This window comes from Rhodococcus sp. H36-A4 (genome assembly GCF_027158005.1).
In the GTDB taxonomy this organism is placed as follows: domain Bacteria; phylum Actinomycetota; class Actinomycetes; order Mycobacteriales; family Mycobacteriaceae; genus Rhodococcoides.
Window position 1 is genome coordinate 249,246 of the sequence record NZ_JAPVLQ010000001.1, and the last position, 19,775, is coordinate 269,020.

The window sequence follows — 19,775 nt, forward strand, 5'->3', positions numbered from 1 at the left end:
TCCTGCAGGGGGTTCGAATCCCAACTCGGGGAGTAAATTCGGCCCAGCAACCAGCCGACCCGGCCCAGCAACCAGCCGACCCGGCCCAGCAACCAGCCGACCCGGCCCAGCAACCAGCAACCAGCCCCTACACCCGCGCCAACACCGCCCGAGTATCCACTCCGGTGGGCAGTGTTCCGAATGCACCGCCCCAATCCTCACCGAGCCTGCTGGCACAGAATGCGTCGGCGACGGCCGGATCACCGTGGCGGACGAGCAACGATCCTTGGAAGACGAGTGCCATGAGTTCGACGACGCGTCGAGCGCGGTATTCGATGTCGGAGCTGTCCGAGAGTTCTTTGCCGACGCGTGAGATGGCGTCGTCGAGGCGCGAGTCCGATCCTGATGCCAACGACACTTCGGTGAAATACGCTTCGACGCTGTCCGGCTGCTTGACAAGTGCACGAAGCGAATCCAGTGCTGCGACGTTGCCCGAGCCCTCCCAGATCGACATCAGCGGCGATTCGCGAAAGAGCCGCGGCATCCCGGATTCTTCGACGTAACCGTTGCCGCCGAGGCATTCGAGAGCTTCGGCGGCATGTGAGGGCGCACGCTTGCAGACCCAATACTTGCTGACGGCCAGTGCGATTCGACGCAACTCGGCTTCACCGGCATCACCGTTGGCGCTGCGATCGGTGGCTCCAGCCAGTCGCATCATGGTCACTGTTGCCGCCTCCGATTCGATCACCAAGTCCGACAGGACATTGCGCATCAGTGGCTGATCTATCAGCGGCACTCCGAATGCGGAACGGTGTCGGGCATGATGCACCGCGCGGATGGTTGCGTTACGTATCCCGGACGCCGAACCGATGACGCAGTCGAGTCGGGTCATGTTGACCATCTCGATGATGGTCTGGACGCCGCGGCCTTCCTCGCCTACGAGCCACCCCGTCGCGCCCTGGTATTCGAGTTCGCCCGAGGCATTGGACTTGTTGCCGAGTTTTTCCTTCAACCGTTGGAGCACTATTCGATTGCGGGTTCCGTCGGGCAGTACTCGAGGGAGCAAGAAACACGACAGTCCACCCGGTGCATGCGCCAATGTGAGGAACATATCGGACATCGGTGCGGAAGTGAACCATTTGTGTCCGACGATTGTGAACGTTCCGTCGGAGGATGGAGCGGCCGTGGTGGTGTTGGCTCGGACGTCGGACCCGCCTTGTTTTTCGGTCATCGACATTCCGGCGATGAGCCCCCGCTTGGTTGTGGGAACGCGAAGACCGAAATCGTAGTGAGTCGATGCGAGCAAAGGTTCGTACATGTCGGCCAGCGCTGGATTGTGACGTAGTGCAGGCACCGCCGCGTAGGTCATGGAGATCGGACACATGTGGCCTGCCTCGGCTTGACCCCAGGCATAGAACTTGGCGGCGCGGGCGACGTGGGCGCCCGAGCGATCGCACCGCCATGGCGTCGCGTGCAGTCCGTTGGCCACCGCGACCGACATCAGGTCGTGCCAGTGCGGATGAAACTCGACCTCGTCGACGCGGTTGCCGTAGCGGTCGTGGGTGCGCAGGATGGGAGGATTCTCGTTTGCGAGCCGACCCCATTCCTGCACTTCGACACTGCCGGCGAGATCCCCGAGTTCGCGAAGCTCGCGCGATGCCCACTCTCCGCCCTCACGTCTGAGTCCTTCGAGGAGGGTCGCGTCGTCCGAGGTGTCGTATGGCACCAGATCGGGCACCTGGTTGAACACGGTGTGGGTGACGGGAAATTCAACGGTCAAGGCGAACTCCTAACGAGCGCAGGGCGAATGCAACGAGATCTGGTACGACGTCGGGCTCTGTTGCTGACGAACTATCCGGACCGAGTGGGCCGACGAGGACTTCGCCGACGGCACCGACGAGTCCCGCCGCCGCGAGGTCGGCGTTCTGTTCCGGAATGTCTCCCGCTGCGATACCGGCCACTACTGCGCAGGCGATGGCGTCGGTGAAGCTCCTGCGGAAGACGAGCCGTTCGGCGTCCACTGCACGATCGACGGGTTCTGCGAGCAGCGCGTAGGCCATGGTGCGGTTTTTCAAGGCACGGCCGGCGAAGGTCTCGACGATCGCAGTGACTCGTTCGATGACAGTGCCGGTGGAACCTGCCTCCGCGACGGCGTCGACCTCCCGACTGCATACTTCACGAAATATCGCCACGACGAGGTCGGATTTACTATCGAAATGGGTGTATACGCTGCCTGCGGATACTCCGGCCGCGGCGGCGACCGAGGCGATCGACAGGCCCTTGTAGCCCTGCGCGGACAGCACGTCGATGGCGGACGCGAAGAGTGTGGCGCGTCCGGCATCGAGTCTGGCTTGCACGGCCGTGGTGCGGCGGTACGGCATGTGAAGGATTGAAGCACCGATTCAGTGCTTCACGCAAGCCCTCTCGAGTACGGTTCAGATATGTCAGTTTCGATCGTGCGCTCCGGACCGGTCACCACCATCGTGCTGTCACGACCGGAATCCCGCAACGCGGTGGACGGACCGACCGCCGCCCAACTCGTCGCGGCCTTCGAGGAGTTCGATGCCGACGAAGACGCGGCTGTCGCGGTGCTGTGGGGCGAGGGTGGCACGTTCTGCTCTGGGGCCGACCTCAAAGCGCTGGGCACCGAAAGATCGAATCACGCCACCGAGCACGGCGACGGCCCGATGGGCCCGACGCGGATGCGGTTGTCGAAACCGGTCATCGCCGCGGTCTCCGGCTTCGCCGTCGCAGGCGGACTGGAACTGGCCCTGTGGTGTGACCTACGAATTGTCGAGCAGAACAGTACATTCGGAGTCTTTTGCCGACGTTGGGGCGTACCTCTCATCGACGGCGGCACCGTGCGATTGCCGAGGCTGATCGGCGCCTCACGCGCGATGGATCTCATCCTGACCGGCCGTGCCGTCGACGCGGAGGAAGCACTCGCGATAGGCCTGGCAAACAGAGTGGTCCCGACGGGGCATGCACGGGTGGAAGCCGAAGCTCTCGCCGCGCAACTCAGCACACTTCCGCAGACCTGCCTTCGTCAGGATCGGATGTCACTGTTGGAGCAGGACGGTAAGAGCGAAGAAGACGCCATCGTCAACGAATTCCGACACGGGGCCATCTCGATGGCCGCCGATGCCCTCGCTGGTGCGGAAAAGTTCGCGTCGGGTGCGGGAAGGCACGGCGTCCCGAACCCGTGACATCAGCCCGGCTCTCCGTCATAGACGACATCTTTCTGCGCACCCATCGAGGCTTCGGCATTCCTATCGTGCTCCAGGGAGTGTGGTGCAGCGAGGACGCCGTCGATCACGTCGAGCTGGCGGCGATCCACTCCAACCTCTCGTTGGGGCCACTCGGGCGCCGGGTCGTCACCCCGACCGTGCCCGGTGCGCGACGGCGTTGGGCTCCGAGCTCCGACGCACTACCGCTCGAGTACGACACCACTCCCCTGGCCGCGTCGGAGGTGCTGGATTGGGCAGATGTGCAGGGTGAATGCGCCCTCGATCCGGAAGCCGGCCCAAGCTGGCGGCTCTCGGCACGATCGACCGACGAAGGCGGCACCGTCCTGTCATTGGTGTGCTCGCATGTCGTCGCCGATGCTGCGGGTCTGATCGAGGCGGCGAGGATGGCTTTCACCGGAATCGTCCCGCCGGAAGCGCATGCGCGCCCGATCTCCGATGTCTGCGACGCCGCCGCACTGGCCTGGCGTGTATTCAAAGCTGCGGCTGTCGCCCTTGCCGGCCTGCTGTTCAGTCGGCTGGCCCGTCGCGAACTTCGTGACTACATCCGAGCTTCGTCCGACGGGAGCCCGCACGAAGTGTCCGTCACCACTGCCGTATTCGATATCGAGGCTCGTCTGAACAATTCGGAGTTCATCTCCGTCGTCACCGAGATCATGGTGTCGCTCGGGCAGCACGAACCGGTGTCGATCAATGTCCCGTTCCGCTCGAACACACCGGGCGCCAATGGAATCGGAATGGCCACGGTTCGTATCTCGCGCACCGATTCACTCGCGGAGATCAAGAACGCCTGTAAGCGTGCGTTCACCACCCCCGCGGGCGCTCCGAGCGGATTCCCAGCCGAAATGGTTCAGCTCCTGCCCGAGCGGGCTGCAGCGGCGCTCACCTCGGCGCCGGGGCACGCGGCGGCCCTGTGTTCCAACATCGGTGACCTACCCGATTCGGTCGGTGCCATCGGCAGCCATCGCGCGAGCACCCTGGCGACGCGGGCGCTCCACCCTCATTCCGGGTCTGCGCGCACCACCACGATCCTGTCCGCTTATCTCTCGACGCTGGACGGGACGTCGACGTTGTCGCTCGTCGGCACCGATCCAGCGTTGATTCCGTCCTCGGAGACTTTGGCCGACCACGCGCGGGCGGTGTTGACGCATCGGCAACTCACTGCCCGATCGTGGCGATAGAAGTGAACCTATAGAAGTGAACCGATAGAAGTGAACACTGCCGAGCAGGTCGAGCACTACCTGTAGTAGGTCACACCAACCGGTTGGAAATTTTGTTCGGCAGGAAACGCAGAGCGATATCGATGCCCTGCCACTTGAGTCCTGGCAACGCAGCGCGACGTGTTTCTTTCTCGATAGCGTCGACCATCGCACTGACACCCTCGTCGAGAGTTGCTGTCAGAGAGGAGTTGTCGCCGGCCTTCGAGGACATGTCCGTGGCAATGAATCCGGGCAGTAGCGTCGTGACGACGATGTCCGTCTTGGCGAGTTCGGTGGCCAACGCTTCACCGAGGGCGGCAACTCCGGCTTTGCTTGCCGAGTACACGGCTTTCGCGCCGGGAAGACCGCGGTCCGCGCTGATGGACGAGACGAGTACGAGATGACCGTGCTTCTGTGCGCGAAATATTTCGAGTGCGGCCTCGGCCTGCGATAGCGCACCGACGAAGTTGGTGCGTGCGGTTGCGAGGTTGGCGTCCGCGCGCCCGGATCCGATTTTCGCGCCTTTACCGAGACCGGCATTGACGATGACGCGGTCGAGACCTGAAAGTTCGTCCTTCAGCTCGCCGAATACGCGGACGACGGCCTCGTGATCGGTGACGTCGAGTGCACGGACGGCAACGTTGATTCCGGGGTTGGCGGTGATGAGTTCCTCGCGCAACGCGTCCAGTCTGTCGACTCGGCGCGCGCACAGTGCGAGATCTCTGCCGGTGGCTGCGAACCGCCGGGCCATCTCCTCCCCGAGCCCCGAACTGGCACCGGTGATCAGGATCTTCTTCCTCGTCTTCCCTGTCATGACCGCCGACCCTATGCCACGCTGGTGTGATGACCGAAAAGAGCACTGACGAATTCGATGTCATCGTGATCGGCGGCGGGCCCGTCGGCGAGAACGCGGCAAGTTATGCCATCGCCGGCAGCGATCGCACCGCAGTCATCGTCGAGCACGAACTCGTCGGGGGTGAATGCTCGTATTGGGCCTGCATGCCGAGCAAAGCGTTGCTGCGTTCAGGCGAGGTCTTCGACACCGCCCGAAACATGCCGGGCGTCCGCGAATCGATCGGTGACCGATCACTCGACGTGGAGGCCGTGCTGGCGCGTCGGGAATCTTTCACTCATTCTCTCGACGATTCCTCCCAGGTGGAGTGGGCCGAATCCTCCGGGATCTCCATCGTCCGCGGAAGCGGCCGGCTTACCGGCACCAAGACGGTCGACGTCGGTGGTCGCACGCTCACGGCCCGACACGCTGTGGTTCTCGCGACGGGAACTACGGCATCGGTCCCGAACACCCCAGGGCTGCGCGACGCGTTGCCGTGGATATCTCGCGACGCAACCAACATGCACGAGGTTCCCTCCCGAGTTGCCATCATCGGTGGCGGTGTCGTGGCATGCGAGAGCGCTACGTGGTTACTGTCCTTCGGCGCCGAGGTGACCATGATCGTCCGCGGGTCGGCCCTGCTTGCGTCCGGCGAGCCGTTTGCCAGTGACCTCGTGGCCGACGCACTTCGTGCGCGAGGCGCGAAGATTCGCTTCGATGCGGAGTTGACGAGCGTGTCGCGTCCCGATGCGCGGGCCACCGGTGTCGGCAAGATCCACGGCGGAGTAGTCGAATTGACAGTCGACGGCGAGATAATCGCCGCGGACGAGATTCTCGTCGCGGCGGGGCGTCGCCCGGCAAGTGGAGACCTCGGGCTCTCCGTCGTCGGGATGGCGGATGGCAAGTACGTCGACACCGATGACCACTTGTCCGTGGCAGGCACCGAGTGGCTGTACGCCGCCGGGGATCTCAATGGGCGCGCCCCGCTGACGCATATGGGCAAGTATCAAGCCAGGATTGCCGGTGATGTCATCGCTGCGCGAGCCGAAGGTAAACCGTTGCACGGCAAGAGGTTTGCTGCTACCGCTGACCACGGGCAGATACCTCAGGTGGTCTTCACTGCGCTCGAGGTCGCTTCGGTCGGGCAGACCGAGAAGCAAGCCCGAGAGGCTGGCATCGACGTCGAGATTCTGGGGGTGGACATCGCCGTCGCCGGGTCTTCGCTGCAGCAGGACGACTATTCCGGTCATGCACAGCTGGTGGTCGACAAGGCTGCCGACGTGATCGTCGGCGCAACCTTCGTCGGGGCAGGAGTGGCCGAATTGGTCCATGCGGCAACGGTTGCCGTTGTCGGCAAGGTGACGCTGGACGACCTGTGGCATGCGGTCCCGTCATACCCGACCGTCAGTGAGGTGTGGCTCCGGTTGCTCGAATCGCGCCGCGAGTAGCCGTCAGCGCAAGGATGCGGCCGCAATACCTGCATAGGCCTCCGCGTCTCGACGCCGGATTCTCAGCGCGACAAAGATCCCGGCGATCGCGGCAAGGATCAGGACAATCGGGATGGCGTTGACGACCATGGAATCGGATCCGGTCAAAGTGCTGTAATGGGTTCCAGCCAGAATCAATCCCGTCGCCAAGCCGACGAACCCGATTCCCGGAGCGACGACCGTGCGCACCATCGACCGGTCCGGACGCGTCCAGAAGAAAACCACGACCGATAATGCGGCCGCCGCCTGTAACGCGATGATTCCCAATGTGCCGAGACCGATTGCGCCCGCTGCCACCACCAGATAGGGATCGGCTCCCACGACTGCGAATGCGAGGAGTACGAATGTACTGACGGCCGTTACGGTCACGCTGCCGACGTGCGGGCTGAAATGCACTGCATGGAACCGCCCGAGAACCTCCGGTAGCACTCGTTCACGACCGAGTGCGAACAGATACCGGCTCGCGGCATTGTGCACTGCCAGATACGACGCGAGAACGCTGGTGCACAGCAACACTGCGGTGCCGTCGTAGAGGATCGTTCCACCGTATTCCTGGGCCAAGGCGAACAGCAGATTCCCGAGTTCGGTCTGTGCCATCGCCGGCGCGTCGAGACCTCCGGCGGCACCGACGATGATCCAACTGGTCAGCACATAGAACACCGCGATGGTCGCGACGGCGATATACGTCGCGCGAGGAATGCTGCGTCGAGGATCTTTCGTCTCTTCCCCGTACAGTGCGGCGGACTCGAATCCGATGAAGCTGGAGAATGCGAACATCATCGCTATGCCGATCGATCCGGAGAATATCTGTGCGGGAGCAAACGATTCGAGAGGGAGGGCAGCCGTACCCTTCTCTCCGAGAACGAGAACGTCGAACACCGTCAGGAACGCGAATTCCGCGACCATCAACGTGCCAAGCACCTTCGCAGACAGATCGGCGTTACGAAACCCGAGACAGGCGACGATGGCGACGGCTACGGCGGTGAAGGCCCACCAAGGAACGTCGAGACCGGAGTCGAGGACCACGAGGTGGGTGAAGTATCCGAATGCCGCGGCCAGTCCGCATGCGAGCGAGGTGTACGCGAGCACCGCGACGTACGCAGCTGCGACACCCGGCGGTTTACCGAGCGCAAGCCCGACGTAGGTATAGAAGGCGCCCGTGTTGACCACTTGCTGGCTCATCGCCGCGAACCCGACCGAGAAACACAGCAGCACAATGCCGCTGACTGCGAATGCGGCAGGCAGCCCCACCCCGTTGCCTCGGATGAGCGCCAAGGGGACATTGCCGATCATGGCAGCCATCGGTGCTGCTGCTGCGACGACGAGGAACACCACGCGCCCGGTGGTGAGTGTGCGTCGGTCGTTCATGCGTCTCCGAACTTCTGTGAAGGTAAGAAGCTACGCCCCTTTTTCCTCGATCACATCGGGACTGGAGAATTCACCGGGTGCGGAGGTGGGGCGCCGTTGGCCATCGCCGCCGCATTCTCGGCACAGAGCCGCGCCATCTCCGATCGCACCGATACCGTGGCACTTCCGACATGCGGTAGGAGTACTACATTGGGCAATCCGGCAAGACCGGGTGCCAGCCTCGGTTCGTTCTCGTACACGTCGAGTCCCGCGCCACCGATGACGCCTTCGCGCAGAGCAGTAACCAGTGCAACCTCGTCGACCACCGGACCGCGGGCAGTGTTGATCAGAATCGACGAGCTCTTCATCGCCCGCAGCGTCGACGCATCGACGAGGTGATGGGTGTCGGCGGTGAGCGGAACATGCAGCGACAGAAAGTCACTCGTCGTCACCAGCTCGTCCCACGATACGTGCTGGACGCGGCCGGCGAACTCTCCCAGTTCGCCGTCGGTCACCTCACGGTCGGACGGCGGGCGCGGACAGAACTGGACCGTCATGCCGAATCCGAGGGCCCGACGGGCGGTAGCGCGCGCGATGCGGCCGAAGCCTGCGAGACCGAGCACCCGCCCGGACACGTCGGTGCCGAGCATCAGCTCGGGCTCCCATCCGGTGAATGCGCCGGATCGAACGAAGTTATCGGCCTCGATCACACGCCTGGCAGTCGACAGCATCAGAAGTAGCGCAATGTCCGCTGTCGAATTCGTCAGCACCCCAGGGGTATTGGCGACGGTGATACCGTGCTCCGTTGCCGCTGCAACGTCGATGTTGTCGTACCCGACCGCGTAGTTGGAGATGCCGGAGATGTTCGCCGAGGCAAGTAGCTCGCGGTCGAACCGATCACGCAACTGTGACACCACGACGCTGTATTCGCCCGAGGCACAGCGTTCGGCCAGCCCGTCGTGGTCGAGGGCGAGCAGCTCCACCTCGCCTGCCGCAGCGAGAATGTCCATCCCAGGCGCGGGAATAGGCGCTGTGACCAAGATTTTTCTCATACGACCCACTCGAACGCGGGAGCACGACCGGGCTGACGCGACCGCGCACCCTGAACCGTCTTGGAACGCATGGGTTCTCCGAGGTCGATCAACAGCTGTTCAGATATCTCCACCATGACTGCCAGGGTAGCGGGAGTCAGCCAGTCCGGTCTGGTCGCGAACAGTATGTCCTCACTCGAGGTGTTACCGCTGGCACCGGGAGCGAACGGGCAACCGCCCAGCCCTCCGAGAGAGCCGTCGACAAGCGTGGCTCCCGCGGAGATAGCGGCGAGCGTGTTCGCGACCCCGAGACCCCACGTGTCGTGCCCGTGAAAGACGATGCGCCGCTGCGGGGTCTCTGCAACGACGCGCGAAATCAGCGAACCAACCTGGGCGGGCACTGCTTGACCCAGGGTGTCGCAGATGACGATGTCCGTTGCGCCGTCGGTTCGCTCGTCGCGGGCGATATCGAGCACTCGATCCTCCGATATCGGCCCGTCGAACGGACAGGTGAAGGAAGTGGCGATGCACAGCTCGATTTGCCCGCCGACCGATCGCGCGATTTCGATCGCGTCCGGCATCGCCGCCAGTGAGACCTCGGTGCTGCGTCCGATATTCGCTTCGTTGTGCGCGTCCGACGCCGAGAAGCAGTATTGAAAGTTGCGGGCTCCGGCTGCCGCGGCCTTCTCGACGTGGCGCGCAGTAGCGACCCATACCCAGCAGGTATCAAGTTCCTCGGCGGTGAGCTCGGCCACCACCTCGAGTGTGTTGGCCATGGGTGGCACCTTGTCGCTGCGCGCCAACGACCCGATCTCGAGCTCTGGCACTCCGAGAGCGAGCAGCTGCCGGATCACCTCCAGCTTCCGTTCGGTGGAGAGCATCTTGCCGGTGAGCTGGAGCCCATCTCGCATCGTGACATCGCGCAGCTGCGCCGATGGAGCGAACTGATACATCAGAGTCCCATCTCTTCTTCGGTCCTACCGAGAAGTGTCGAGAGCACCTCTCTGGTGTGCTCGCCGAGGTCCGGACCGACCGAGCGGATCGGAATCGATTTCTCACCGATCACGGGCACGATTCCGACGAATCCCACCTCGGCCGGTTCCGCTTCACCGATGTCCACCTCGAAGTGCTGAATCATGTTACGCGCCTTGTACTGCTCGTCGGCGACGACGTCCGCTGCCGTGTAGATCGGACCGGACGGTACGCCTGCTTCGTCGAGAATCCTCAATGCGTCCTCGCGCGAATGCAGGCCGGTCCAGGCCGAGATAGCTGCATCCAACTCATCGCGCCTGCTCCAACGGCCGGCATTCGAGGACAGCTCCGGATCAGCGCCGAGGTCGGGGCGGTCGATCGTCGCCATGTAGCGCGCAAAGATCGCATCTCCGTTGCCCGCGATGATGATCGAATGACCGTCGTTGCAGGGGTACGCATTCGACGGCGCTATGCCTTCCATCCGGCCGCCGACTCGCCCACGCTCGACGCCGTAGGCGAGGTAGTCGGGAATGAGCGATTCCATCATTGACAGGATCGATTCGTTGAGAGCGACGTCGATGGAACGCTCAGACAACGACAACGCCGACTTCGCATTCTGTCGCTGAAACAGCGCCATGACGCACCCGAACGCCGCGTACAGCCCGGCGATGGAGTCACCGATGGAGACTCCGACGCGGACCGGCGGCCGATCGGCGTCGCCCACAAGATTCCGGAATCCGCCGTATGCCTCGGCGACTGCCGCAAAACCTGGGCGATCGGACATCGGACCGGTCTGCCCGAACGCCGAAATGCGGGTAATGATCAAGTCGGGATTCTTCGCACTGAGCACTTCGGGCGAGAGCCCCCACTTCTCGAGCGTGCCCGGCCGAAAGTTCTCCAACACGATGTCGCATTTCTCCGCCAAGTCGATGACGTCCCGACGCCCCTGCTCGGTGCGAAGGTCGAGCACAATCGACTTCTTGTTCCTGTTGATCGTCCGATAGAGCATCGAGGTTGTTCCCGAGTAGAGCCGCCAGTTGCGGAGCTCGTCGCCCGTCCCAGGGCGCTCGACCTTGATGACCTCGGCCCCGAAGTCGGCCAACATCCTGGCCGCGGTGGGTGCCGCAATGTAGTTTCCGAGCTCGAGGACGCGAACACCACTGAGCGGCAACATGTTCTCCCTTTCGTCGAACGCGAATTCACGTGCGGGTCCGCAGATGACTCCCCAAGGAATCTATCGCAGGGGTTGGGCTCGTTTCACCTGCGCCGACGCCTTTGCCGCATCCAATTCCACCGGGGAGTGCAGGGTCACCGGACCCACACGCAGAACCCCGTCGTTCAGCGGTTCGGTCCGCAGGCCACCGCGGCCGATCAATGCTTTCCGGGCGCCGTCGATCACCATCGAATCCATCCATGAACACGGATGTGCGGGCCTACCTCCGCGGAATGCAACCCTGCCTTCGCCCGAATCGAGTTCGAATTCGATGCCACGCAGCGGATCGAGTTCGATGCCGCGTATCACCACGTTGCGCCTGGCCACGGAGGGATCGGGCATGTCCGTGCCGAGCACGTCACCGGCCGCCTCCCACGCTTCCGCTGCAAGAAACGTCACCGCGGCCTCGGTGTGCGCTTTCACCCCGAAGAAGCGATCCCCTCGAATGCCCTTGTTCGCAACGATCTCGACACGGTCGACCAGCTCGGTGGACACGTCCGCCGCCGGGCCGTCCTTCGAACGACCGAAGTACGCATGGGCAGGAGATACCAGAAGTTGCACGATCTCGGCGTGGTAGTGGAAAACCATTCCCCTATTCTCCACTCCTACCCCTCGGTAACGTTACGTTTGTACACTCGGTGCATGTCAGCGAATACCAGAGTGACCACGGTGGACGGCGTCATCCAAGGCAAGTCGCTGGGAGAACTGCTGACGTGGCGCGGCATCCCGTACGCGGCGCCGCCCGTCGGACTACTGCGCCTGCGCGCGCCGCAGCCGACCGTCGCGTGGGAGGGCGTCCGAGACGCGACCGAGTGGGGCGACGCGTCTGTGCAGAACAAGGCATACACCAGGCTCTCCATCAACAAGTACCAGCCGGTAAGCGAGGATTGCCTCAACCTCAATGTGCTGGCCCCCGCTGCAGCGAGCGCAAAGCCGCGGCCGGTCATGGTGTTCATTCACGGCGGTGCTTATACCCTTGGTAGCTCAGCGACGCCGTTGTACGTCGGCGGCTCGTTGGTACGCCGGTCGCTACGGGAGAGCGACGGCATCGTCTATGTGTCGATCAACTACCGGCTCGGGGCCCTCGGCTACTTGGATATGACCCAGTTCTCGACGCCTGAGCGGCAGTTCGACTCGAACCTCGGATTGCGCGATCAGGTGGCTGCGCTCGAATGGGTCCAGCGCAACATCGGTCGGTTCGGCGGTGATCCCGACAATGTGACGGTCTTCGGTGAATCGGCGGGCGCTAACGCCGTCACCACCCTTCTCGCGACACCGGCCGCCAAAGGACTTTTCAGGCAGGCTATTTCGGAGAGTTCGGCGCCGGGTCTCGTCGCGACGCACGAGCGTGCGACCTCGTGGGCGAAGGAGTTCCTAGGTCATCTCGGCGGTGATGCCGCGCATGCTGCGCACACACTGGACACGGCCGACGTCTCCCAGTTCGGCCGTGCCGGAAACCGGCTCGCCAAGGCAGTTTTCGAACGAACCCCCGGCCTCCACCCGTTCGGTCCGGTAGTCGACGGAGATTTTCTGCCGTGCAATCCGCTCGAGGCCTATGCCGAGGGCACTGCACACCGAGTACCGCTGATCATCGGCACGAACAGCCGCGAGGCGACACTGTTTCCCAAGATCCTCGATGCACTGCCGACGAACCCCGAACGCATCGACAAGCTGTTCACCCTTACCGATCCGGCGGCGAAAGCTGCAGTCACCGAAGGCTACCCCAGCTATCCCGACGCCGACGCCGCGATCGACCTAGGCGGGGACTTCACCTTCTGGAAGCCTTCGTTGGAGGTTGCCGAAGCACATTCGAAGTACGCATCGACCTACAGCTACCGCTTCGACTACGCGCCGAGAGTCATGCGTTGGCTCGGGCTCGACGCGACGCACGGATTCGAGATGTCCGCGGTGTTCGGACTCAACGACACGATGGTCGGAAAGTTGATGACGATTCCGGGAGGCCGCTCGGCCTGGGCTGCCGTCACCGAGCAAGTGCAGTCGCAGTGGCTGCACTTCGCAACCACCGGCGCACCGAAGGAGTCATGGCCCAAATACTCCGAGGCCACTCGCGAAACGATGATCTTCGACGTCCGCACACGCGTGCAGCGCGATCCCCGACGCGACCGTCGGCTCGCATGGGAGGGCTACCGCGGATACGCCAGCCAGATGACCGAACCGTTCAGCGCCGCTACTTGAGAAGTCGCGACATCCGACGGTCGGCAAGAATCTTGCCGCCCGTCTGACATGTCGCGCAGTACTGGAACGATCGCTCGGCGTAGGACACTTCGCGAACCGGGTCGCCGCACGCCGGACACGGCAAACCAGTCCGGGCATGCACAGCCATTCCGGACCGCTTCTCGCCCTTCAGTCGTGCGGCGTCCTGCCCTTCGGAGCGGGCCACGGCGTCGGCGAGAACCTCTCGCATCGACCGGTACAGCACCGACACTGCTTCGGCGTCGAGTTTGCCGGCCGAGGCGAACGGGGACAGCTTCGCCACATGCAGGATCTCGTCGGAATATGCGTTTCCGATCCCGGCGATGAGCGACTGATCTACCAGGGCCGTCTTCAGACGCGCGGTAGTGCGGCCGAGAATGTCGGCGAACTCCGGTTCGGTCACGTCCATCGCGTCGGGACCGAGGCGGGCGATGCCCGGGACCTCGCGCGGATCGTGGACAACCCACACTGCCATGCGTTTCTTGGTGCCTGCCTCGGTCAAGTCGATCGCAGGCGTCAGCCCTTCGAGAGTGAAGAAGTGCACTCGTAGCGCGAGCGGGCCTTTGCCCGGCCTCGGCGGCGCGGCACTCGGCTTGTCTGCCCAGCGCAGCCAGCCACCACGCGAGAGATGCGTGATCAACCACAGGTCGCCTGCCTGCAACCCAAGGTGTTTGCCGAACCGGAGGACATCGGTGACATCACGCCCCTGCAGATCGGTGACGGGCGGATCGAATGTCTTGAGGACGCTCAGTGCGGCAATGTCGATCCGGCCGATGACGGCCCCTAACGCGTGTGCGCGCAGGAACCCGGCGAGCGCTTCCACCTCGGGCAGCTCAGGCATTGATCCAGTATGCGCCTACACTGTTCACCGTGAAGGTTCCAACGCCGTACGAGGACCTGCTCCGCCACGTTCTCGATTCCGGCACCGCCAAATCGGACCGTACCGGGACGGGTACCACGAGCATCTTCGGGCACCAGATGCGTTTCGATCTCAGCGAGGGCTTTCCGCTGATCACCACCAAGCGCGTGCACCTGAAGTCGATCGTCTACGAACTGCTCTGGTTTCTGCGCGGCGAGTCCAATGTCGAGTGGTTGCGCGAGCACGGTGTCAGCATCTGGGACGAGTGGGCAGCCCCAGACGGCGAACTAGGGCCCGTCTACGGCGTGCAGTGGCGATCGTGGCCGACGCCGTCGGGCGAACACATCGACCAGATCTCCCAGGTGATGGACACCCTCCGCACGAACCCGGATTCACGACGCATGATCGTCTCGGCGTGGAACGTCGGTGAGATCCCGCAGATGGCGTTGCCTCCGTGCCATGCGTTCTTCCAGTTCTACGTTGCAGACGGCAAGCTGTCGTGCCAGCTGTATCAACGCAGCGCCGATCTCTTTCTGGGCGTCCCATTCAACATTGCGAGCTATGCGTTGTTGACGCACATGGTGGCGGCGCAGGTCGGCCTCGAGGTCGGTGACTTCGTTTGGACGGGCGGAGACTGCCACATCTACGACAATCACCGTGATCAGGTCGCCGAGCAGTTGACCCGTGAGCCGTATGCCTACCCGAAGCTGAGACTCGCACAACGTGATTCGATCTTCGACTACACCTTCGAAGATGTCGAGGTCGTCGGGTACGTGCACCACCCGGCAATCAAAGCGCCGGTGGCAGTCTGATGCCCCCTCGTCATATCGGAATGATCTGGGCGCAGACCACTGGCGGAACAATCGGCGACGGCGGGTCCATCCCCTGGCGAGTTCCGGAGGATCTTGCGCATTTCAAACAGATCACCGCTGATCACGCGGTGATCATGGGGCGAAAGACCTGGGATTCACTTCCGCCGAAGTTCCGTCCGCTGCCTGGACGTCGGAACGTCGTTGTCACGCGTAACACGGAATGGCAGGCGCGAGGCGCTCAGGTCGTCTCCAGCGTCGAAGCTGCGCTGAGTCTCACCGACGGCGACCCCGCCTGGGTCGTCGGCGGTGGTGAGATATACCGAGCGGCAATGCCGTTCGCGACGGAGTTGCAGGTCACCGAGATCGACCTTCCGGTCGCTGGCGACACTTCGGCGCCGACCCTGTCCGGTGACTGGGTCGCACTCACCGGCGAGTGGCAATCCAGCAGCAACGACGCCATTCGCTATCGCTTCATTCAGTACGGCAAGGCTTACCAAAGTACTTGATCTGCACAGTCATTCGAGCAGACCGCTCTGACCGAAGCTTCTCGTGAGTCATACTGAGCGCATGGACAAGAAGTCACTCACCGCCCTTGCCCGACAACAGTTGAAACTCGCCGTCGGCACGTCCAGTGGCAGAAGTTCACAGACCGTCTACGGCGGCCATCAGCGCCATCTTCGTCAGACAGTGGTAGCCCTCGTCGCAGGTACCAAGCTCGGCGAGCACGACCTGTCCGGCGAATCGACGGTGATCGTCCTCAGCGGTCAGCTCAAGCTTGTGAGCGGCGAGAAGTCCTGGAAGGGCTCCGCCGGCGATCTCCTGGTCGTTCCGGACGCGAGGCACAGCGTCGAGGCCGTCGAAGACGTCGCGTTCCTCCTGACGGTCTCCATCTAGGAGCCGCGAACCACCATCACTGGGCAGTCGGCAGTCTGGATCAATGCGTAGCTGGTGGATCCGAGCAACATGCCGGTGAATCCGCCTCGTCCACGACTGCCGACCACGATCAGCGCAGCCTGCTCGGACAACTGACTGAGCACGCGCACCGGACGATCCTGTGCGACAACGCGCCGCACCTCGACGTCCGGGTACTTCTCCTGCCAGCCTGCAAGACTTTCCGCGAGCACGGCTTGTTCGGAGGCGGAGATGACATCCCAGTCCTGCGGTACACCTGCGCCGTGCGCGAGACTGACATCGGACCAGACGTGCACCGCGATCAACGCCGAACCGCGTTGTGCTGCTTCGTCGAACGCGGCAACGATCGCGAGCTGATTGATTGCGGAGCCGTCGACTCCTACCACTACCGGCCCCTGCGCAGGCGGCAGACCGTCCATCGATCGCCCACGGACCACGACGACCGGGCAGGTGCAATGTGCGCTCAGCGCGACCGCCACCGATCCGAGTACCCCTGAATCCGACTCTCCGAGCCCACGCGCACCGAGGACCACGATGTCGCTTCTGGACGACTGGTCGAGCAGAACGTCTACAGTATTGCCCTCACACGCTTGGACGACGATGTCGAGTGGAGCACCTTCGACCGACTCTCGGGCGAGGATTCGGGCAGCTTCTAGTCGGGACCGGGCTACTGCGTCTGTTGTTTCGCCAGGGTCTCGCGGCATAGGTGAAGGATGCGGTGCAATGGCGATGACGATGCGCAACACCGCGTTCCTGGCCACGGCCGAATGGGCGGCCCAGATCGCCGCACGGTCCGCCGATTCCGATCCGTCGATGCCTACGACAATGGTTCGGGGTCTAGTCACGTGCGAACCTCCGGTAAGGATCAGATGTCGGACCAGGATAGACGACATGCGGTCCTGTCGGGGGCAACAAAAGGTGCCTCCCTCCAGTTTCATCATCGAAACCGGAGAGAGGCTACTTTTCCCACAGACCCCCCGGGGAGCTATTTCCTCGTACGTCGCCCCTACGACGCACGGAGCTTTTGGGCTTCGATCACTTCCGCCTGGTTCTCCAAGTCGTCGAGAAAGTCCGAGAGTATCGCCGTGCTTCCCACGCCCCGGCCGAGATCGACACGGTCGAAAATTCGCCAGTGCCTCAGGACCGGCAACAACACTTCGTCGAGATGACGTCGCAGATCATAGATCCCGTTGCGTGAGACAAGCATCGCACTGCGTTCGAAGCCTGGCATCCCGGTGCCCGGCATCCGAAAATTGAGGATGACCTCCGTGATGGCCTTCGCCGTCTGAGCAGGTGCGATATCTAGCGCGGCAGACGCTGCGTCGCGAAGAAAATCCAAGTGCAACTGCTGGTCCGCGACGATGCGACCCAGAAGTTCGGTAGCCACCTGATCGTTGCACTCGGCCGCGGTGTTGCGATGACTGACCATGGTGGCCATGACATCGACCGTGGCGTGAACGATCGATCGCAGCAGATGTTGACCTTCCATCGCGGACTCGATCCCCACGGTCATGCACTGAAAACGCGCGCGGTCCAACGCAACCGGATCTACGCTTCGCGTCGCCACCAAGTATCGATGGATTGCCTCGGCGTGACACTTCTTCTCACCGTTCCACTCGTGCATCCATCTGGACCAGGTGTTGCGAGCAGTACTCGTCCCATACACTTCGCGATGGTCGAGCGCAGTACTACTGTGCGTGAGTAGCGAGGTGACCAACGCTGCCTTGGCGGTTTCGGTCAGGGTGGATCGGCGCTGACGCCAATACCTCTCGGGATCGACATACTCCGCCGGGTCCCACGTGGTCGCTGCGGCCAAGTGCCTGTCCAGATTTGCTCCGATCACAGGTTCCAGCTCTCGAAGCAGTACCAGTTGACTCACCGCTCCGCTGACCATCCCACCCCCTCGAGCGCACCTCGCACGTTCCCTCAGCCGATCGAATGGCCGTCCGTCAACGTTAAGCGGCCGACCATCGTGTTGTGAACCAGATGCCGATTTTTTAGGCGATGTCGCAAGCCTCGGGACATGCAGTTGAGAGCCTTCACAAATTCTTTCTTTCAAACCCTGGATAAGGCGTTCGTAACATCCTATGATCAAGTCCGTTAGTAGCCCAAAAACAAACCTAAAGTATGCAAAAAGTGGTTATATGACATAGTTCGAGTCAAAAAATGCAAGTTTGCACTATAAAACTTGCGAGAAACTTTGTTCCCTCCAGAGCTGAAGTTCCTACCCGAAGGGCTGATCTGTGACCGTTCACAACACGAAGAGCCTCGCAATAATGGTCGCAGGCGAGCTCGCGTCCGCTCCGCTTCGCGATTACCGTGCCGTGGCGCGCCAACTCGTCGGCCACTTCGCTGCCAACACTCCCTGCGGTTCATTGCCCGGCGAGCAGTTGCACGGCGACGTCACCGAATTCACTGTCAAATGCATCAGCATCGCGGTCCAGATGCTCGACGAACGTCGAGCTCCCAACGAGAGCGATCTTGCCCAACTGCGAGCCAAGGCAAGCCAGTGGGCACGCGAGGGCGTTCCACTCGAATCAGTGCTCACCGTCTATCACGAGGGCATTCAGATCGGCTGGAATCTCGTATCCAAACGCGCAGGTGCAGGTGACACGAGCAACCTGATCGAGGCGGCCAGGATGTTCGTACTGCTGTCCGAAAAAGTATCGATCGCGGCGTCCAAGAGCTATGTAGAGGAACTCCAAGCAGTCGCCAGCGAACATCACACAGCTGCACACACATTGGTGTCCTCGCTACTCAGCGGCCACAACGCCGTTGCAATTGCGCGCCAGTCCGGCATAGAACTAGCCGAGAGCTACCTCGTACTCGCGATCGCCGTCCCCCCGCACCCGGACGAGAACGACCCGGCGATCCAGAAAACAGTCGCTGCCCGGCGCAAGCTACGACGCGTGCAAGCCGAATTGGCAACGATATGCGGCCGCACGCCGCTGTCGATGCTGAGCACAGAAGGAGGCACCGTCCTCATCCCCGGTGTCCACGACGAAGAATGGGTCGAAGCTCTGGTGCATCGCATCAGTACCGCCGCCGAAGTTCCTGTCACTGTGACCGCCGAGCAGTCCTCCATGTCCGACATCCCCACAGCGGCCGACCAGGTCCACGAACTTCTTGCGCTCGCGCACCAACTGCACCGACCATCAGGTCTGTACCGAATGGACGATCTGGTGCTCGAATACCAACTCACCCGGCCTGGTCCGGGCCGGCGTCACCTTCGCCAGATCCTGGAACCACTCGATTCTTCGCCGGAGTTGCTCGAGACGTTGGAGATCCACATTTCGCACGACCTCAATCGACAGCGATCGGCGCGGCAGTTACATCTGCACACGAATACGGTCGACTATCGACTCAAGCGCATCGCTCAGCTCACCGGTTTCGATCCGACCCGGCCCTCGGGCATCCGCCACCTGCAAGCTGCACTGGTCGCACGCCGACTCGAAGCATCTCAGGGTGCTGCTTAGAAAATCCCCGCCCAGGGTAGTAACAGTGAAGGAATAGTTGCTCCAGGGATGTGGTTGAACACTTCGACAGCGTTCGATCCATGCCCCGGGTACCAACAACATTGCCGCTTCGAGCGGCCTCTTGCCGAGAGGCGCACTGGCGGACGCTGTCACTACAGAGAACCGCCCGCACATGTGTGGGCGGTTCTCCTTTTCGG

Annotated in this window: 19 protein-coding genes; 8 read left to right on the forward strand and 11 right to left on the reverse strand. The window is 62.7% G+C overall.

Features of this window, described 5'->3' with window-relative positions; genetic code table 11:
* Positions 1–127 precede the first annotated feature (127 nt).
* Together O1W68_RS01140 and O1W68_RS01145 are read right to left on the reverse strand one after the other, a co-directional pair.
* On the reverse strand, positions 128–1,759 hold the full coding sequence (locus O1W68_RS01140) for an acyl-CoA dehydrogenase family protein (RefSeq protein WP_269301065.1): 1,632 nt from the start codon (positions 1,757–1,759) through the stop codon (positions 128–130).
* On the reverse strand, positions 1,749–2,360 hold the full coding sequence (locus tag O1W68_RS01145) for a TetR/AcrR family transcriptional regulator (RefSeq protein ID WP_269301066.1): 612 nt from the start codon (positions 2,358–2,360) through the stop codon (positions 1,749–1,751). Before O1W68_RS01145 ends, O1W68_RS01140 begins: the two co-directional genes overlap by 11 nt.
* Before the next feature lie 60 nt (positions 2,361–2,420).
* Here O1W68_RS01145 and O1W68_RS01150 point away from each other — a divergent pair, with 60 nt between their 5' ends.
* A complete protein-coding gene (locus tag O1W68_RS01150) occupies positions 2,421–3,185 on the forward strand; it encodes a crotonase/enoyl-CoA hydratase family protein (RefSeq protein WP_269301067.1) in 765 nt (254 codons plus the stop codon).
* The gene (locus tag O1W68_RS01155) at positions 3,182–4,405 is read left to right on the forward strand and encodes a hypothetical protein (protein ID WP_269301068.1); all 1,224 of its coding nucleotides are present in this window, start codon (positions 3,182–3,184) and stop codon (positions 4,403–4,405) included. The genes O1W68_RS01150 and O1W68_RS01155 overlap by 4 nt, the downstream gene beginning before the upstream one ends.
* A 70-nt stretch (positions 4,406–4,475) precedes the next feature.
* Here O1W68_RS01155 and O1W68_RS01160 read toward each other — a convergent pair whose 3' ends face one another.
* On the reverse strand, positions 4,476–5,237 hold the full coding sequence (locus O1W68_RS01160) for an SDR family oxidoreductase (RefSeq protein ID WP_269301069.1): 762 nt from the start codon (positions 5,235–5,237) through the stop codon (positions 4,476–4,478).
* 29 nt (positions 5,238–5,266) lie between these two features.
* On the opposite strand from O1W68_RS01160, the gene O1W68_RS01165 reads away from it, so the two are divergent.
* Positions 5,267–6,703: a dihydrolipoyl dehydrogenase family protein gene (locus O1W68_RS01165; protein WP_269301070.1), complete on the forward strand. Its 1,437-nt coding sequence runs from the start codon at positions 5,267–5,269 to the stop codon at positions 6,701–6,703.
* Between the two features lie 3 nt (positions 6,704–6,706).
* On the opposite strand, the gene O1W68_RS01170 is transcribed toward O1W68_RS01165, so the two are convergent.
* The 5 genes from O1W68_RS01170 to O1W68_RS01190 are packed head-to-tail and all read right to left on the reverse strand — an operon-like array spanning position 6,707 to position 11,893.
* The gene (locus O1W68_RS01170) at positions 6,707–8,110 is read right to left on the reverse strand and encodes an APC family permease (RefSeq protein WP_269301071.1); all 1,404 of its coding nucleotides are present in this window, start codon (positions 8,108–8,110) and stop codon (positions 6,707–6,709) included.
* 50 nt (positions 8,111–8,160) lie between these two features.
* Positions 8,161–9,141, reverse strand: coding sequence for a 2-hydroxyacid dehydrogenase (locus O1W68_RS01175; RefSeq protein ID WP_269301072.1), 981 nt, complete (start codon positions 9,139–9,141; stop codon positions 8,161–8,163).
* Complete coding sequence (locus tag O1W68_RS01180) at positions 9,138–10,073, reverse strand: hydroxymethylglutaryl-CoA lyase (protein WP_269301073.1); 936 nt, start codon at positions 10,071–10,073, stop codon at positions 9,138–9,140. The genes O1W68_RS01175 and O1W68_RS01180 overlap by 4 nt, the downstream gene beginning before the upstream one ends.
* Positions 10,073–11,266 carry a CaiB/BaiF CoA transferase family protein gene (locus O1W68_RS01185; RefSeq protein WP_269301074.1) on the reverse strand — a complete coding sequence of 398 codons (1,194 nt, stop codon included), beginning with the start codon at positions 11,264–11,266 and terminating at the stop codon, positions 10,073–10,075. The genes O1W68_RS01180 and O1W68_RS01185 overlap by 1 nt, the downstream gene beginning before the upstream one ends.
* A gap of 60 nt (positions 11,267–11,326) precedes the next feature.
* Positions 11,327–11,893 carry a molybdenum cofactor biosysynthesis protein gene (locus O1W68_RS01190; RefSeq protein WP_269301075.1) on the reverse strand — a complete coding sequence of 189 codons (567 nt, stop codon included), beginning with the start codon at positions 11,891–11,893 and terminating at the stop codon, positions 11,327–11,329.
* Positions 11,894–11,947: 54 nt separating this feature from the next.
* Between O1W68_RS01190 and O1W68_RS01195 the strand changes: the two genes are divergently transcribed.
* Positions 11,948–13,501, forward strand: a complete 1,554-nt coding sequence (locus O1W68_RS01195; RefSeq protein WP_269301076.1) for a carboxylesterase/lipase family protein — start codon at positions 11,948–11,950, stop codon at positions 13,499–13,501.
* Here O1W68_RS01195 and O1W68_RS01200 read toward each other — a convergent pair.
* Positions 13,494–14,360 (reverse strand): Fpg/Nei family DNA glycosylase, encoded by an 867-nt coding sequence (locus O1W68_RS01200; protein ID WP_269301077.1) that lies wholly within the window; start codon positions 14,358–14,360, stop codon positions 13,494–13,496. The genes O1W68_RS01195 and O1W68_RS01200 overlap by 8 nt on opposite strands.
* A 29-nt stretch (positions 14,361–14,389) precedes the next feature.
* Here O1W68_RS01200 and O1W68_RS01205 point away from each other — a divergent pair, with 29 nt between their 5' ends.
* From O1W68_RS01205 to O1W68_RS01215, 3 genes are all read left to right on the forward strand, one after another.
* Positions 14,390–15,190 carry a thymidylate synthase gene (locus O1W68_RS01205; protein ID WP_269301078.1) on the forward strand — a complete coding sequence of 267 codons (801 nt, stop codon included), beginning with the start codon at positions 14,390–14,392 and terminating at the stop codon, positions 15,188–15,190.
* Positions 15,190–15,696, forward strand: coding sequence for a dihydrofolate reductase (locus O1W68_RS01210; RefSeq protein ID WP_269301079.1), 507 nt, complete (start codon positions 15,190–15,192; stop codon positions 15,694–15,696). Before O1W68_RS01205 ends, O1W68_RS01210 begins: the two co-directional genes overlap by 1 nt.
* Positions 15,697–15,757: 61 nt before the next feature.
* Entirely contained in the window at positions 15,758–16,084 is a 327-nt protein-coding gene (locus tag O1W68_RS01215; protein WP_084347738.1) for a cupin domain-containing protein, read from the forward strand.
* Here the strand turns inward: O1W68_RS01215 and O1W68_RS01220 are convergent.
* Positions 16,081–16,947: a universal stress protein gene (locus O1W68_RS01220; protein ID WP_269301080.1), complete on the reverse strand. Its 867-nt coding sequence runs from the start codon at positions 16,945–16,947 to the stop codon at positions 16,081–16,083. The two genes, O1W68_RS01215 and O1W68_RS01220, sit on opposite strands and share 4 nt — an antisense overlap.
* A 161-nt stretch (positions 16,948–17,108) precedes the next feature.
* A complete protein-coding gene (locus tag O1W68_RS01225; protein ID WP_269301081.1) occupies positions 17,109–17,981 on the reverse strand; it encodes an acyl-ACP desaturase in 873 nt (290 codons plus the stop codon).
* A 364-nt stretch (positions 17,982–18,345) separates the two neighbouring features.
* Here O1W68_RS01225 and O1W68_RS01230 point away from each other — a divergent pair, with 364 nt between their 5' ends.
* Entirely contained in the window at positions 18,346–19,578 is a 1,233-nt protein-coding gene (locus O1W68_RS01230; RefSeq protein ID WP_269301082.1) for a PucR family transcriptional regulator, read from the forward strand.
* Positions 19,579–19,775 lie beyond the last annotated feature (197 nt).